The organism is Dyadobacter sp. 3J3 (assembly GCF_009801115.1).
Taxonomy (GTDB): domain Bacteria; phylum Bacteroidota; class Bacteroidia; order Cytophagales; family Spirosomataceae; genus Dyadobacter.
The window spans coordinates 476033-490185 of sequence record NZ_VTOL01000004.1; the positions used below are offsets into that span (position 1 = coordinate 476033).

General features: G+C 40.5%; 10 protein-coding genes. 4 read left to right on the forward strand and 6 right to left on the reverse strand.

Features of this window, described 5'->3' with window-relative positions; translation table 11 throughout:
* Positions 1–19 precede the first annotated feature (19 nt).
* The 4 genes from FZF08_RS11575 to FZF08_RS11590 all read right to left on the reverse strand — a co-directional run bounded on the left by FZF08_RS11575 (position 20) and on the right by FZF08_RS11590 (position 6700).
* Positions 20–3454, reverse strand: a complete 3435-nt coding sequence (locus FZF08_RS11575) for an efflux RND transporter permease subunit (protein ID WP_159468850.1) — start codon at positions 3452–3454, stop codon at positions 20–22.
* Between the two features lie 24 nt (positions 3455–3478).
* Positions 3479–4612, reverse strand: a complete 1134-nt coding sequence (locus FZF08_RS11580) for an efflux RND transporter periplasmic adaptor subunit (RefSeq protein ID WP_159468852.1) — start codon at positions 4610–4612, stop codon at positions 3479–3481.
* Between the two features lie 110 nt (positions 4613–4722).
* Positions 4723–6087 carry a TolC family protein gene (locus FZF08_RS11585; protein ID WP_159468854.1) on the reverse strand — a complete coding sequence of 455 codons (1365 nt, stop codon included), beginning with the start codon at positions 6085–6087 and terminating at the stop codon, positions 4723–4725.
* Entirely contained in the window at positions 6077–6700 is a 624-nt protein-coding gene (locus tag FZF08_RS11590; RefSeq protein WP_159468856.1) for a TetR/AcrR family transcriptional regulator, read from the reverse strand. The genes FZF08_RS11585 and FZF08_RS11590 overlap by 11 nt, the downstream gene beginning before the upstream one ends.
* A 622-nt stretch (positions 6701–7322) precedes the next feature.
* Between FZF08_RS11590 and FZF08_RS11595 the strand changes: the two genes are divergently transcribed.
* Complete coding sequence (locus FZF08_RS11595) at positions 7323–8795, forward strand: arginine decarboxylase (protein ID WP_159468858.1); 1473 nt, start codon at positions 7323–7325, stop codon at positions 8793–8795.
* Positions 8796–8898: 103 nt separating this feature from the next.
* Positions 8899–9030 carry a hypothetical protein gene (locus FZF08_RS32045; protein WP_255463511.1) on the forward strand — a complete coding sequence of 44 codons (132 nt, stop codon included), beginning with the start codon at positions 8899–8901 and terminating at the stop codon, positions 9028–9030.
* Between the two features lie 3 nt (positions 9031–9033).
* On the opposite strand, the gene FZF08_RS11600 is transcribed toward FZF08_RS32045, so the two are convergent.
* Together FZF08_RS11600 and hemE are read right to left on the reverse strand one after the other, a co-directional pair.
* Complete coding sequence (locus FZF08_RS11600) at positions 9034–9555, reverse strand: HAD-IIIA family hydrolase (RefSeq protein ID WP_159468860.1); 522 nt, start codon at positions 9553–9555, stop codon at positions 9034–9036.
* 159 nt (positions 9556–9714) lie between these two features.
* Positions 9715–10740, reverse strand: coding sequence for a uroporphyrinogen decarboxylase (hemE, locus tag FZF08_RS11605; protein WP_159468862.1), 1026 nt, complete (start codon positions 10738–10740; stop codon positions 9715–9717).
* A gap of 187 nt (positions 10741–10927) precedes the next feature.
* Between hemE and FZF08_RS11610 the strand changes: the two genes are divergently transcribed.
* Entirely contained in the window at positions 10928–11860 is a 933-nt protein-coding gene (locus tag FZF08_RS11610; RefSeq protein WP_159468864.1) for a hypothetical protein, read from the forward strand.
* Between the two features lie 664 nt (positions 11861–12524).
* Positions 12525–14033: a T9SS type A sorting domain-containing protein gene (locus FZF08_RS11615; protein ID WP_159468866.1), complete on the forward strand. Its 1509-nt coding sequence runs from the start codon at positions 12525–12527 to the stop codon at positions 14031–14033.
* Positions 14034–14153 lie beyond the last annotated feature (120 nt).

The following is a 14153-nucleotide window of genomic DNA, read 5'->3' on the forward strand; positions in this document are numbered from 1 at the left end:
GCGTTTAAACAAAACAAAATCAAATACTCTCGTTCTGCCAGTTTGGATTGACAACTTCCTGTTTCCCTTTGCGGAACCATTTGTCGCGGATTTTTTCGTTGACGTAATACATACACGGAACGAGTAGAAGCGTCAGGATGGTTGAGAAGGTAAGTCCCATGATGATCGTCCAGGCGAGGATATTCCAGAATACGGAACTTGCTCCGCCTGTTGTGATATTAGGGGAGAAATCTCTGAACAAGGCTACAAAATCCAGCGTAATACCGAATGCAAGCGGAATCAGACCGAGTACCGCCGCCGAAGCCGTCAGCAATACAGGTGTCAGACGGATAGCGCCTCCTTCGATAATCGCGTTGCGCAGCGGGTAACCGCGGCCGCGAAGTTCATCGATAAATTCAATAAGCAGGATACCGTTTTTCACCACAATACCGGCCAGTGCAATGATACCCACACCGGACATGATGACGGAGAATGTTTTGTCAAAAATCACAAAACCAAGCAATACCCCGATCAGCGAAAGCACAATGGTAAAGAAGATAATCAGCGGTTTCACAACCGAGTTAAACTGCGTAGCCAGGATCAGATAAATCAGCAGGATCGCTGCACCAAATGCGCCGGTTAAGAAGTTCATGGATTCTGCCTGATCTTCCTGTTCACCACCCATTTTCACGGTATATCCGCTTGGTACTTTCACGTTATTCACCACCTGATCCTGGATCTGGGCCACAATGTCGTTGGCATTATATCCAGGCAATACATCGGAGCTCAGTGTCACGATGCGTTGCTGATCTTTCCGGTTAATCTGGCTGAATGTAGTCGAATAAGAAATGTTGGCTACGGACGTGATCGGAACCTGACGAAGCGCGCCGCCGGAGTTCATATCACGGTATACAATATTCAAACTCAATAGTTTTTCAATCTGTTGGCGATCGTCTTTTTTCAAACGCACCATGATCGGATATTCATCTTTCGCGTCACGGAATTTGGAAACTTCCAGACCGAAGAGTGCCGTACGGATGGAAAGTGCAATTTGTGCAGAACTGATCCCTTCACGCTGTGCCTTTTCCCTGTCTATATCAATCGTGATCTCCGGTTTGTTCGTTACCAGATCGGTTTTCAACTGGTCAATTCCCGCGATACCGGAGTTTTGTACACGTTTCAAAAGATCTTTTTCCAGTTTTTGCAATTCTTCAAAATCGTCACCCGAAATTTCAATGGAAATCGGTTTTCCGGTAGGAGGGCCGGTACTTTCACGTTCTACGGAAATTTCAGTTCCTGGAATTCCGGCTACCGCATCACGTACTTTGGTCAATAATTCCTGTGTCGACCGGCCGTCACGGGATTCGCTTTTTACAAAAGCCACCGTCACTTTGGACTTATTTGGCGTAGCAGCACGGTCCGGATTGTTCGGGTCACCGGCATTTTTACCGACGTTGGAAATCACGGAGTTCACTATACCCATCGCTTTTTCCGTTTTCAAAACAGAGAAAACACGTTTTTCAATCACTTTGGTAATCGAATCCGTCGTTAGCGCATCCGTTCCGGAAGGCAATTTGTTATACACATAAATATAATCCGGATCACCGCTCGGGAAGAATTGGACTTCCGGTTTGGCAATACCGACAATGATAAACGTTGCGATCAACAACACGACCATCGAAAGAATCGCGAATACCGGACGGTACCCTTTGATCAGCCAGGTGATCAGTTTTTTGTAATTGTTTTTAAGCGCGGGAAGTAATTTATCCTGGAAAGGAACAAGAATTCTAGGCGTCAGTATGTAATGGTTGAAAACAAAAAGTACGAGTAAAATCGCAAAGAAATTTCCAATTCCACGATCCACAAAATAACCAACCAAGGCTATCGCACCCAAAATCAGCATCGGCCGCATGATCGCCTTAATGCTGGTATCGTGTTTTTCTTTTTCGTCTTCATGACGGCCCATGAACGTTACCGCAAAAACGGGGTTGATCACGTAAGCCACAAAAAGCGAAGACATCAGCGTTAAAATCAGCGTGAGTGGAAGGAATTTCATAAAGTCACCGACAAGTCCTGGCCAGAAAAGCAACGGAAAAAACGGAGCAATCGTTGTCAGCGTACCGGAAAGTACGGGTACGAAAACCTCTCCCGCGGCAGCTTTAACGGCCTGCTGGATCGTCCAATCCTTATGATTGTTGAACAAACGGTGGGTGTTTTCAATAACCACAATCGCATCATCCACCACCAGACCAATCCCGAGCAGGAAGGCAAAAAGTACGATCGTGTTCAACGTAAACGAAGTTCCGATCAAAGGCCCTAATACCGGCATCAATACAAAAGCAACCATCGCGGAAAGCGGTACGGAAAGTCCGATAAAAATCGCGTCACGGATACCCATGAAGAACATCAGTACCAAAACCACGAAAATAAAACCAATGATAACGGTATTGATCAGCTCATGCAAATCCGCACGGGTACGTTCCGACTGATCGGCTGTGATCCGGATATCCAGCCCCTGCGGCAATTCGGATTCCTTCATTTTATCAATGATCACTTCAATATCATCAGCCGCTTTTACAAGATTGGATCCAGCTCTTTTGATGACATTTAACGTGATTACGGATTTATTATCCAGACGGGCAAAATCAAGTTGTTCTTCAAAACTATCGGTCACTTCGGCCACATCACCCAGACGTACTACCGCACCCGTTCCTGTACGAATACGCAGGTTGGAAAGCTGGGTCATGTCAAGAAATTCACCTTTCACACGCAGCGTCCGACGTACATTTCCAACTTTCAAATCACCACCGGAAACGTTGATGTTTTCACTTTGAACGGCATTTTGAATATCGGTGAAAGTCAAACCGGTCGATTGCATACGGGGCAAATCCAGGTTAATCTGAATTTCGCGGTTCAGTGCACCGACAATATCCACACGACTGATTTCCGGCATCGCTTCAATCGCATCCTGCAAATCTTCGGCGTATTCTTTCAATTGTTTCAGTGAATAATTACCGGCCAAATTGATGTTCATGATCGGGAATTCCGAAAAGTTCACATCCTGCGCCGTTGGGCCTGAATCCAGTTCCTGAGGTAAATCCTGTTTGGCTTTATCAATGGCATCACGTACGCGCTGCAAGGCATCTGCCACTTCAACATCCGGCGTAAATTCCACCAAAATTACCGAGACATCCTGCAAGGCATTCGACTTGATATGTTTTACGCCATTGATGGATTTTAACTGTTTTTCAATGGGCTTGTTAATCGTATTCTCCACATCGGCGGGAGCGGTACCAAAATAAACCGTATTGATGTAGATCTGCGGTATTTTGATATCCGGAAACTGCTCTTTCGGCAGATTGTTGTATACCACAAAGCCTGTCAACGTGATGATAAACGTAAAGATGTAAATAGTGGTCCTATTCTCTACGCACCAGTTGGTAAAACTAAGGGTTTTATGATCTTCAAATTTCATGGGTATGCGAGCTGAAAGTGAATGTTAGTACGAAATCGTTTGTCCGTCCGAAACCTCCTGGTATCCGGTCGTGATAATTTCGTCTCCTGCCTGTAAGCCTTCCGTTATTTCAATTTTCCCGTTGTAAATCAAACCTGTTTTTACAATTTTCGATTTAGCCATTTTCTTGCCGTTTTCATTCACAGCCACATAAACAACCTGACCTTTTTCAGTTCCCTGAATAACATTCTGGTCAATGATCAACGCATTTTTCTTCGTTGCGTCATTGATCTGGACTTTCGCGGTCATATTTGGTTTCAAGGCAGGACTTGAAGGCAGATTTGCTTCAATCATAAAAGTGCGGCTCAGCGGATCAACCGTTGTTCCCACGAAAGAAACCTTTGCTTTGTAATCTTTATTCAGATCAGGAAAACTGATCAGGATTTCGTCACCACGTTTAACACTTGCAGCATAAGTATCTGAAACTTTGGCAACCACTTTAAGGTTTCCAAGGTTAACAACCCGGAAAAGGCCCATGCCTGGTGCAGCCGTTTCGCCCAACTTTATATTCACCTGATCCACCACACCCGAAATCGGAGCTGAAACTCTCGACTGCGAAAGTTGCGTGTTCAATGTAGAAAGTTTCTTTTCCAAACCTTGTTTATTGTTTTCAGCTTGTAAAAATTGGATTTCAGTCCCGATCTTCTGGTCCCAAAGGTTTTTCTGCTTATTAAAAATCGTTGTAGCCAAGGTTAGCTGACTTTTAACTTCTTCAATACTTTCACGTAAAATGCTGTCATCCACCTTTGCCATAGCCGCACCAGCCTTTACCTGATCGCCTTCACGTACATAAACAGCCGTGATCACACCACCTGATTTTGGTGTTACCATCACACTATTTTTTGCATCGATAGAACCTTGAAGTTCAACATAATGACTTAAAGTCCCAACTTCAAGCGGTTTTACGGTAACGATTTTTATATTGGTTTCTTCCCTTTTCGTCGTGTCAAGCTTCGCTATCTCCGATTCAAGGGTTTTTATTTTTTTCTCTGTTTCGCTTTGTTCCGTTTTAAGCTTGGTCAGTTCTTCTTTTTTTCCTGCTAACCCATCCTTTTTCTCCCCTGAGCAAGAAGCCAGCAAAGCAGCAGCGATTGCGATTGAATAAATATGTGTTCTCATAAAATTCTTTTAATGGTTAATTGTTAATGGTTAATGATTAATTATGGATGGTAGTTGTTTCTGGCTGCGAGCCCTTGATGAGCCGCCCATTAACAATTAACCACTAACAATTAATCATTATAAAGCTCTCCTTTTGCTTTGCTCAGGTCCACTTTCGCGATCAGCATATCATACAGTGCAGAGAAATAATTTGTTTGTGCTTCCTTGTAAGCAGATTCTGCATTGATAACTTCAATGTTGGAACCGACGCCTTCCTTGTATTTGATTTTTGAAACCCGAACGACTTCCTTCGCCAGATCAACATTTCTTGTTTGCGTTTCCAAAGTGGCAAAAGCATTTTTTATGTTAATAGCCGCCTGTTGGGATTGCATATCGATCGTTTGTTCAAGCAATTTCTGGTTTAACTTCACTTTATCCAGCGCGACTTTTTTCTGTTCTACCTGATATTTTTTGGTAAAACCGTCGAAAATTGGAATATTCAGGTTGATAGCCAGTACCGAATTGTTAAACCATTTTGTACCGAAAAGATCAGGAAGGGTATTTCTACCATTATTATGACCGTATCCAAAAGAAGCGGAAAGACTTGGCAAATAACCGGCGCGGATATTTTTCAGATCAAGACCAGCTAGTTTTAGTTGCGTATCCAATACTGAATATTCAATCCGACTGTTGTAGTTCACTTTGTAATCGGAGAAATCACCTCTTAACGTTTCAATGTTAAGATCATCAACTTTGTCAGTCAGTATAATTTTCTCATCAAGCGCCATACCCATCTGATATTTCAGAAGCGTATAACTCAGTTCGATCAAATTCTGGACTTTCTGACGCTCGGTAACCAGATTATTAATCTGAACTTCCAGACGGGTTACATCAAGTAATTCAACGAATCCGCTTTCATTCATCTTCTTGGTTTCGGCTCTCAATGAATCCACACGACTGATATTCAGATCCAACACTTTGGCACGTTCTTCCGAAACCTGTGCTGAATAGTAAGCTTTGGTAACCGATTCTGCTACCGTGACTTTGGATTGGGTGATATTTTTGCTTGCCAGTTCACGATAAGTTGCAGCTGCTCTTAATCCTATAAAATAAGAACCGCTGAAAATTAACTGATTCAACGTTGCGGAAGCACTTCCGGAATATTTCACCCCAAACTGAACGGCAACCGGTGGCGCATCCGGTGACGCTTTTGGATCGGCAAAGTTGGCGGGAAGGAAAACGCGCTGGATAATTACGTTATCCGATAAATTGAAATTGGCAGCAAGTTGCGGCAAACCTGCACCGCGCACTTCACCTATTCTGGCTTCGGCTGAAACGGCATCGAGTTGGGTGCTTTTAACATTCAGGTTATGCTTTATCGCATAGTCCACGGCTTCTTTTACCGTAAAACTCGCCTCCTGCGCTTTGACAGAAATCAGGCTTAAAAACATCGCGAGGGTGAAAATCCCGCCGCGAATCAATGTTTCATTTTTCATGGGTAATAGATGTTGCTGATTCTTCAGTATATTTAGTATAGTATTCCAATCCTTTTTCAGTCAGTATTCCATGTAAAAAATGGTTGACAAATTCCATTTGAATGTTCATCATATTAAACCGGTCTGCCGGGAAAATAGTCGGATCAAAAGCCATTAAGACTTGCTCCATCCTGAGTATAGACAACATGTCTACATTCATCTCTTTCCGATATAATCCCGCTTCAACACCTTCAACCAAATTTTCACGTATACCTTTTATAATATATTCGTGCTTGTATTGATGAAATAAATCCCAGGCAAGCGGATGGTATTTTTTTAAATCATGGAAAACAACGGGATTCATGTGCGCCAGTGAAATACGCATGTAATCTGCGCCCAGGACCATCTGCTCAATCGGATTTAGCTTGTCTTCCTCCATTTTATCCATCTGGCACTGTTGCGTTTCTAGCTCATGTTTTACAACAAGAATCACAATCGCTTCCTTATCCGGAAAGTGCTGATAAATCGTTCTTTTGGAAATACCGAGATCCTTCGCGATATCATCCATCGTCACACTTTTGATGCCGAAGCGCCAAAAGAGTTTATACGCCTCTTTTATAATTCGTTCTTTCACAGGACAAAGTTGAAATTTTCCAATGATAAAAACTATGAAAACTTTAATAATGTTTAAAGTTTTCCGATCAATTTTAGATTATTTTGTCTGATACTTTGAAATAAGAGATTTAATGATTTATTAATTTGTTGATTATTAAATTATTAACACTGTGTCATAACTTTGACGTTTAGGTTTTTAACGCCAGGTAGAAATATGAAGCCCATTTTTAACGAAATTTGAGATTATAGTAAATTGTAATTTATTTATATTTAATAATCTTGAATAGATAATTTTATTGCCTGCAACTTGTTGCTGAAGGTATCGCTGCCTCTGGTAAGTTGGAATCCAAAGTAAGTAAAGACCGTTAAAAGAAGCTATCAGAAAAGTACCAAGGGGATAATTTTCGGTATGAACTTTTAAATATGTATGATAAAGTAATGGCGCGGAATGTTTTAAAGTCAAATGGTGTTTGGAATTAATACATATTCTGCCCAAATTTCGGGTCTTTTCTTTTAAGCAGAAAGAGTATTAGAAATAGTGATCTGAACGTTGAAGAGAGAGCCAAAAGAATGAAAGAGAAAACAAATAAAGTTCAATTATTTATTCAAATCCACTAACTGCTATCCGCGAAAAAAAATAAATGAAAAGCTACATTGACCTGATTCAGCAAACGTTCGAGTTCCCTACGATGGAATTTAACGTTGACAAAAATGAATTGCTGTTCAACAATGTACCACTGATGGACATCATCAAGGAACATGGTACGCCTTTGAAACTTAATTATCTGCCCAAAATCGGTGAACATATTAGTAATGCGAATATGTTTTTCAAAAATGCATTTAAGCGTCATAATTATAAGGGAACTTATACTTATTGCTATTGTACCAAATCCTCGCATTTCAGTTTTGTGTTGGAAGAGGCGCTTAAGCATAATATACATCTTGAAACTTCGTCATCTTTTGATATTCCGATTATCCGTGAATTATACCGTCGCGGCAAGATCAGTAAGTCAACTTACATTCTTGCAAATGGCTACAAAAGACCGCTTTATACCCAGTATCTAAGTGAATTGATCAACGAAGGATTCAATGTTATTCCAATTTTGGATAACCTTAAAGAAATTGAATTTTACGAACAGCAGGTTACGGCAGATACCGTAAATTTTGCGATGCGTATTGCTACGGATGAAGAGCCGAATTTTGCTTTTTACACGTCTCGTCTGGGAATTCGTTATAATGACGTGCAGCAGCTTTACAAGGATAAAATCGAGTCAAATCCTCGTTTTAAACTTAAAATGCTTCACTTCTTTATCAATACCGGTATTAAGGACAGTGCATATTACTGGAGTGAATTAACCCGATTCATGTTCAAATACTGCGAAATGCAGAAAATTTGCCCAGAACTTGATTCAATCGATATCGGCGGCGGGCTTCCTATCCAGACTTCCCTGCAGGCGGGTTATGATTACCAGCAAATGATTGACGAAATCATTGAAAATATTCAATGGATCTGTAACAAGAATAACGTTCCGGTTCCGCATATTTTTACTGAGTTCGGAAGTTATACGGTTGGAGAAAGTGGCGCGGTGATTTACGAGATCATTGATAAAAAACTGCAAAATGATAAAGAACTCTGGTATATGATCAACGGATCGTTTATCACCCAACTTCCGGATTCGTGGGGTATGAACCAGAAATATATCATGCTTCCGATCAACAACTGGGATAGTCCGTATCAGAAAGTAAACCTTGGCGGCCTGACTTGCGATTCACAGGATTTTTATAACAGTGAGATGCATAGTGCGGATTTGTACATGCCGATTTTCGAGGAAGAGGCTGAGAAACAATATATTGGATTTTTTCACACAGGTGCCTACCAGGAATCTCTGGGAGGTTATGGCGGAATTCAGCACTGTCTGATCCCGGCTCCAAAACATGTGCTGATTGATCGTGATGAAGAAGGTAAAATTGTTACCAAAGTCTTTGCAGAAGAGCAGGACAGCGATTCAATGCTGAAAATTCTGGGCTTCAAAGATGAGTCTTTCGTAACGCCTGTTATTAAGGATGAAGTACCTTCCGAAACCGAAGAAGAGCTGGTTGAAACAAAAATTTGACGAAATATATAACGTTCTTTGAATGAGTTCGTTACTTTTACGAACTCATTCAAAGAAATAAGTTTTAAAACCTGACGTTAGTATACTACTCTAAAAAAAATATATGAAAAAAGTATTCCTTCTTTTGGCAATGTGCGGTACGATCGGTTTTGCATCTTCATGCACAAAACATCAGTGCCCGGCTTACGGATCTGCTGTAAAAGTTCAGAAACATCCGGTTAAAGTACGAGCCTAATATTTATTGAGCCAAAATTATTTTTGCCGCTTCAAACAAACTGACAGCGGTGAAATTTCCTGCTGAAGGCTCATTTTTAGGAATAATATGAATTGTCTTTAGGCCAACTTTATGTCCGGCTTCCATATCTCTTGACCGGTCACCGATCATCCAGGATTGGGTAGTATCAATATTATATTTTGCAATCGCTTTTTCAAGCATTAAAGAATCCGGTTTCCGGGAAAGTGATTTTCCTGTGAAATCAGGATGTGAAGGAGCGAAGTAAATGTCATCCAGAATATTTCCTGAAACTTCCTGCATCTTTTCGTGAATCGCATATACAGCTTCTGCGCCGTACATTCCCTTTGCAATTCCCGCCTGATTGGTAATCACAATCAATAGAAATCCAGCTTCTTTCAATAATTTCAAAGCTTCCGGCATTCCCTCAGGAATTACGAGATCATCCAGTTTATGTAAATAATCACTTAGATCTTCATTCAGAACACCATCACGATCTAAGAAAATGCACTTTGTTGTTTGGGACATGGAGATTTTTTTAGGTTGCAAAGAGAACCACGGAGGACAGGGGAGAGCCACAGAGAGAATTTAATAGGAAACATCGCTTGTATTACTAAAAATTAAAACTCTGTGTCCCTCTCCTTAACCGCGCGGCGTCCGCTCTGTGGTTCTCTGTGTCCCTAAAAATTAAGCAGAGTATTCTTTTACGGCTTCGATGAAGCATTTTACTTTATCTGGCTGCATGTCCGGGTAAACGCCGTGGCCAAGGTTGGCGATGTAACGTTGGGTCCCGAATTGGCTTACCATTTTCTTTACTTCTGCACGGATTTGGTCAAAGGAAGAATAAAGCACACAAGGGTCAAGATTTCCCTGCAATGTCTTATTTGGAATTAATTGACGGGATTCAGTAATATCCATATTCCAGTCAAGTCCTACAACCGCACAATTCAGTTTGCCAATTTCCTCTCTCGCAAAAAATGCTCCTTTGGCAAAAACCGTAACAGGTGCTTCCGTGATGGCATCGCAGATCTGTTTGATATAAGGAAGAGAGAACGTTTTATATTGTTCCGGTGAAAGAATTCCGGCCCATGAATCAAAAATCTGGACAAGATCAGCACCTGCGGCAATTTGTGCTTTCAGGTACGCAATTGTACTGTCTGTTATTTTTTGTAATAACAAATGAGAGAATTCCGGATCAGCATAAAGATGCTTTTTCGCTACTGAAAAAGTCTTGGAGCCCTTTCCTTCGGTCATATAACAGAAAATAGTAAAAGGTGCGCCTGCAAAACCGATCAGAGGAACGCGTCCTGCTAATCCGTTTTTGGTAAGACGAATCGCTTCCAAAACATAACCAAGGTCATTTTCAGGATCCGCGATTCTTAGCTTATCCAAATCGGCAATGGTATTAACTGTTGCAGGAAAAACAGGTCCTTTTTGCTCCGCCATTTCATAAGGTAATCCCATTCCTTCGGGAATTACCAGGATGTCTGAAAATATGATTGCGGCATCAACGCCCAGTAAATCAACAGGTTGTAGTGTTACTTCGGCTGCAAGCTCAGGTGTTGTAGCAAGCTGGATAAAACTTCCGGCTTTCTCGCGAACCGCACGGTATTCAGGTAAAATGCGTCCTGCCTGACGCATCATCCAAACAGGGGTACGCTCCACTTTCTCACCACGCGCCGCCCGAAGCAAAAGATCATTTTTCAATTCCATGCGGCAAAGGTAGGAATTATAGGATAAAGGAAGGAACTAAAATATCAGAATTACCAAAAAGTGTTTTTCCTGAATTTTGAATTCACCATGATCTAAAATCGCCTTTCAAATTTTATACAATTCAAATCAAAAAAATGTTGGAACGGGATTTTTAGTATCATTTACATCACTGCAAGAAATAACTTATATGAGATTTAATAGTATTGTACTTTTCATCCTAACCATTTCCACTTTTTTCTCATGTGAAGAAAAGATGACGAAGGAAGAGGTTTTAAAAATTGGAATCACTTCATGCAGGTCCTCTGGATCGTTTATCAAAACACTTGGATTTGATCCAACCCGTTCAGAGTTATCCACAACAGAGCCAGCCTTTACGGGCGTAGTATTGATTGAACATCCAAGAAACATGGCTGATTCTGCAAGCAAAAAAACGTATCAGGATCGAAGTTGGGCTCTACATGGCTTTATGGGTAGCATCACTTCTGATAGCGACGGAAATACATACACCGCACCACTTCCAAAAACCAATAAACATGGAAGCCCTTGGAGCGAAATGAACAAAATTTATAAGATAGATTCGGAAACGGGAGAAATGGCTGTTCTTACAGAACTCGCAAAGGAAGACAGCTCCTCGGGTGTTTACCCTTTGGCAGTACTTGGTATCTATTATGATTGTAATGGCAAGAAGATATATGCAAGTAGCGTCGCGGGCAGTACGAAGGAAAAAGAAAAAGGGGTTATTTATGTTGTCGATCCGGAAAACGGAGATGTAGTAGATAAGCTAAAAGGCCATGATGCCATTGCTGTTTTTGTTGGCGGCGTTACAGGAGAAAAACGCTTGTATTTCGGTAGTGCGCGTTCGTCAGATATCTATTCGATTGAATTGACTAAAAGTGGAAAATTTAAAGGTGATGTGAGAAAAGAATGTTCGCTTGAAAATCTCGGATCCCGTGGTGATGACAAAGCAAACAGGATTCGTTTTGACGAAAATGGAAACATGATGGTTTTTGGTGTGAAATTTAATTACAATCCGGTAACCCCAAATGAAAAGGCTGAAACTTTATATCAGTTTGCTTACAACGGAGATAAGAAGAAATGGATAACCATTCAGGGACGGTAAGACCTCTTGATGCCGGATAGGCATAAGAGCATGTTTTGTCGTTTGAAAACCTTTGGAAATAAAGCAATACATTTCAATATTGGTTTTGTCCTATCAAATTTTTTCTATATATCTGGATATATACATTCAAGTTTACTGTTATTTTTTATTGAAATTGATTCTACGTTACATGAATGGGTTTTTTATATAGAAATTATTCTACAAATTGGTAGAAAATTACGGATGAAAAAAGTAGTAATTTCTTTGTTTGTTAGTATTTCTTCGAATTGTCATATTTTGCGTTAATCTTCTTGTTTAATTTTCCCTACTTTTGATTCGAAATATTTCAGTTAAGCCAAGTACATCAATTGGTGTTATTAATTCTTCACACACATTCATCCGTTAGTGCAATCATTTCAAAACTGTCTGTCATTTAGATTCATGCAATGATTAATTCTGGATTTTAGCAAACCATGTATTGCTATCTCTGCTAACATATTACATCAAGATGTTTCAACAAATCCTGACAGAGAATATTCTCTGAAAGAAATGTTTGGCCTTGATTAATTATGTTAACGATGGTTACATAATTAATACTTGCATTTAAAGGAGATGACTCAATATCGGTTGTCTCGACATTATGAAAATCTTCAACACTTAAATCATTTTATATTAAAAAACTTTTATGAAACCATTCACAAAAATTCTCATGTTTTGCCTTTTGGCGTTCGTTGGTACCAACGCGATGTCACAAATTCTGCCGGTCCTTCCAGATCCAGATTATGCCAACAATCACAACGCACAAATTACAGGCACCGTAACAGTTAGTGGAGACGGAACGCTGGTTCCAGGCATTGTAGCACATCTTTCACGTGTTATTCCTGGTTCTCCTGCTACTTATATTGAAGTTTCTGCCGCACTTAGTAATGCCAGCGGGCAATTTACTTTAACTGGAAGATCGGGGGTCAATTACATAATCACCTACGAGTATCCAACCAAGGGTTATACGGCATCAAGTGCAAACCCGTCAGCGGCATTTGTAGCGTCAGTTGGTGCGAATACAGCACCAGAAGGTGGCTTGGTATTGAACAAAGTAGCAAATACGATTACAAACTGTAATGTAACAGTACCGAGACTAACTCCCTTCACAGGTACCGATGTCTCTGTAACAGTTAACAAGGCCATTCCACTTAACCCTGCGGCAAACCCTCCTGTCAGTGTTGATGTCTACAGTGCAGCCATGGTTTCAAATCCATCTGTTGTAGTATCAACAACAACATCAACTGAAGTTCAATCATTGATTATAGCAGCGAATGTCAAATTTCTAAACCCTTTCGGGCCGCCAGCAAATATATCCACAGTTATTACCAGTAGGACTTTTAATGATATTTTGGATCAAAATTATACAGATCCAATAGATCTCATTCAAGGGGAGCCATTATCATATTATGATGTAACCTCTGCTAAAGCAACGAGCACAAATATTGCAAACTTTAACCCTAATTACATTGGTTCAGGAAGTATAACATTTCCAATATCTGCGACTGGTTTTAATACCCTAACTACTACCGGAGGTAACACATCCAGCTCAGCGGTGACCAGTGCACTTGGTGGAGTTTGTCTTGTGTATACTTATTCTGTTAATCCATTACCGGTAACGCTTGTAAGCTTCAAGGCCAAAGCAGAGCCAGAATTAAAAAATAGTGTTGCTTTGGACTGGGCTACAACCCAGGAAAAAAATAGTGACTTTTTTGATATTGAAAGAAGTTCAAATGCCAAGGAATGGAGTTCAATTGGTAAAGTTTCTGCGAGCAGTGAAAGTTCTGAACTGCAAAATTATCATTTCACAGATTCCGCTCCAAAGAGCATGAATTATTACCGCCTAAAAATGGTAGACAAAGATGGTACCTATGCTTATAGTCGCATTGAAACGATAAAGCTTGACGTAGATGATGTTACGGTTGCTGTTTACCCTAATCCGGTTTCTAATGTTCTCTTTTTGAAAGATATCCCAGCGGAGAATATTAAACAAGTGGCAATTATCAATTCAAATGGTCAATCTGTAAGTCAATCAAATGCCATTTCATCCACGGAAGGAATCAATGTAAAAGAGCTTGCAAGCGGTATGTACATTGTGAAAATTTCCAAAACCGATGGCACACTTAGCACACACAAAATTTTGATCCACCATTAAGACGGTCTGTTTCACGTTAACCATCTTTAATTGAAATGTTTTGTAAAAAAGAAGGCTGTCTCGCTTTGAGGCAGTCTTCTTTTTTCATAAGACTCGCAAAAAGATCAAAATATTTTCACT

Excerpts from the sequence above, each read along its gene's own strand:
- FZF08_RS11600 (WP_159468860.1), bottom strand. The coding sequence starts at position 9,555 with ATGTCCCAAACAACAAAGTGCATTTTCTTAGATCGTGATGGTGTTCTG.
- FZF08_RS11580 (WP_159468852.1), bottom strand. The coding sequence starts at position 4,612 with ATGAGAACACATATTTATTCAATCGCAATCGCTGCTGCTTTGCTGGCT.
- FZF08_RS32045 (WP_255463511.1), top strand. The coding sequence starts at position 8,899 with ATGAAAAAAGTATTCCTTCTTTTGGCAATGTGCGGTACGATCGGTTTT.
- FZF08_RS11615 (WP_159468866.1), top strand. The coding sequence starts at position 12,525 with ATGAAACCATTCACAAAAATTCTCATGTTTTGCCTTTTGGCGTTCGTT.
- FZF08_RS11585 (WP_159468854.1), bottom strand. The coding sequence starts at position 6,087 with ATGAAAAATGAAACATTGATTCGCGGCGGGATTTTCACCCTCGCGATG.
- hemE (WP_159468862.1), bottom strand. The coding sequence starts at position 10,740 with ATGGAATTGAAAAATGATCTTTTGCTTCGGGCGGCGCGTGGTGAGAAA.
- FZF08_RS11610 (WP_159468864.1), top strand. The coding sequence starts at position 10,928 with ATGAGATTTAATAGTATTGTACTTTTCATCCTAACCATTTCCACTTTT.
- FZF08_RS11595 (WP_159468858.1), top strand. The coding sequence starts at position 7,323 with ATGAAAAGCTACATTGACCTGATTCAGCAAACGTTCGAGTTCCCTACG.
- FZF08_RS11575 (WP_159468850.1), bottom strand. The coding sequence starts at position 3,454 with ATGAAATTTGAAGATCATAAAACCCTTAGTTTTACCAACTGGTGCGTA.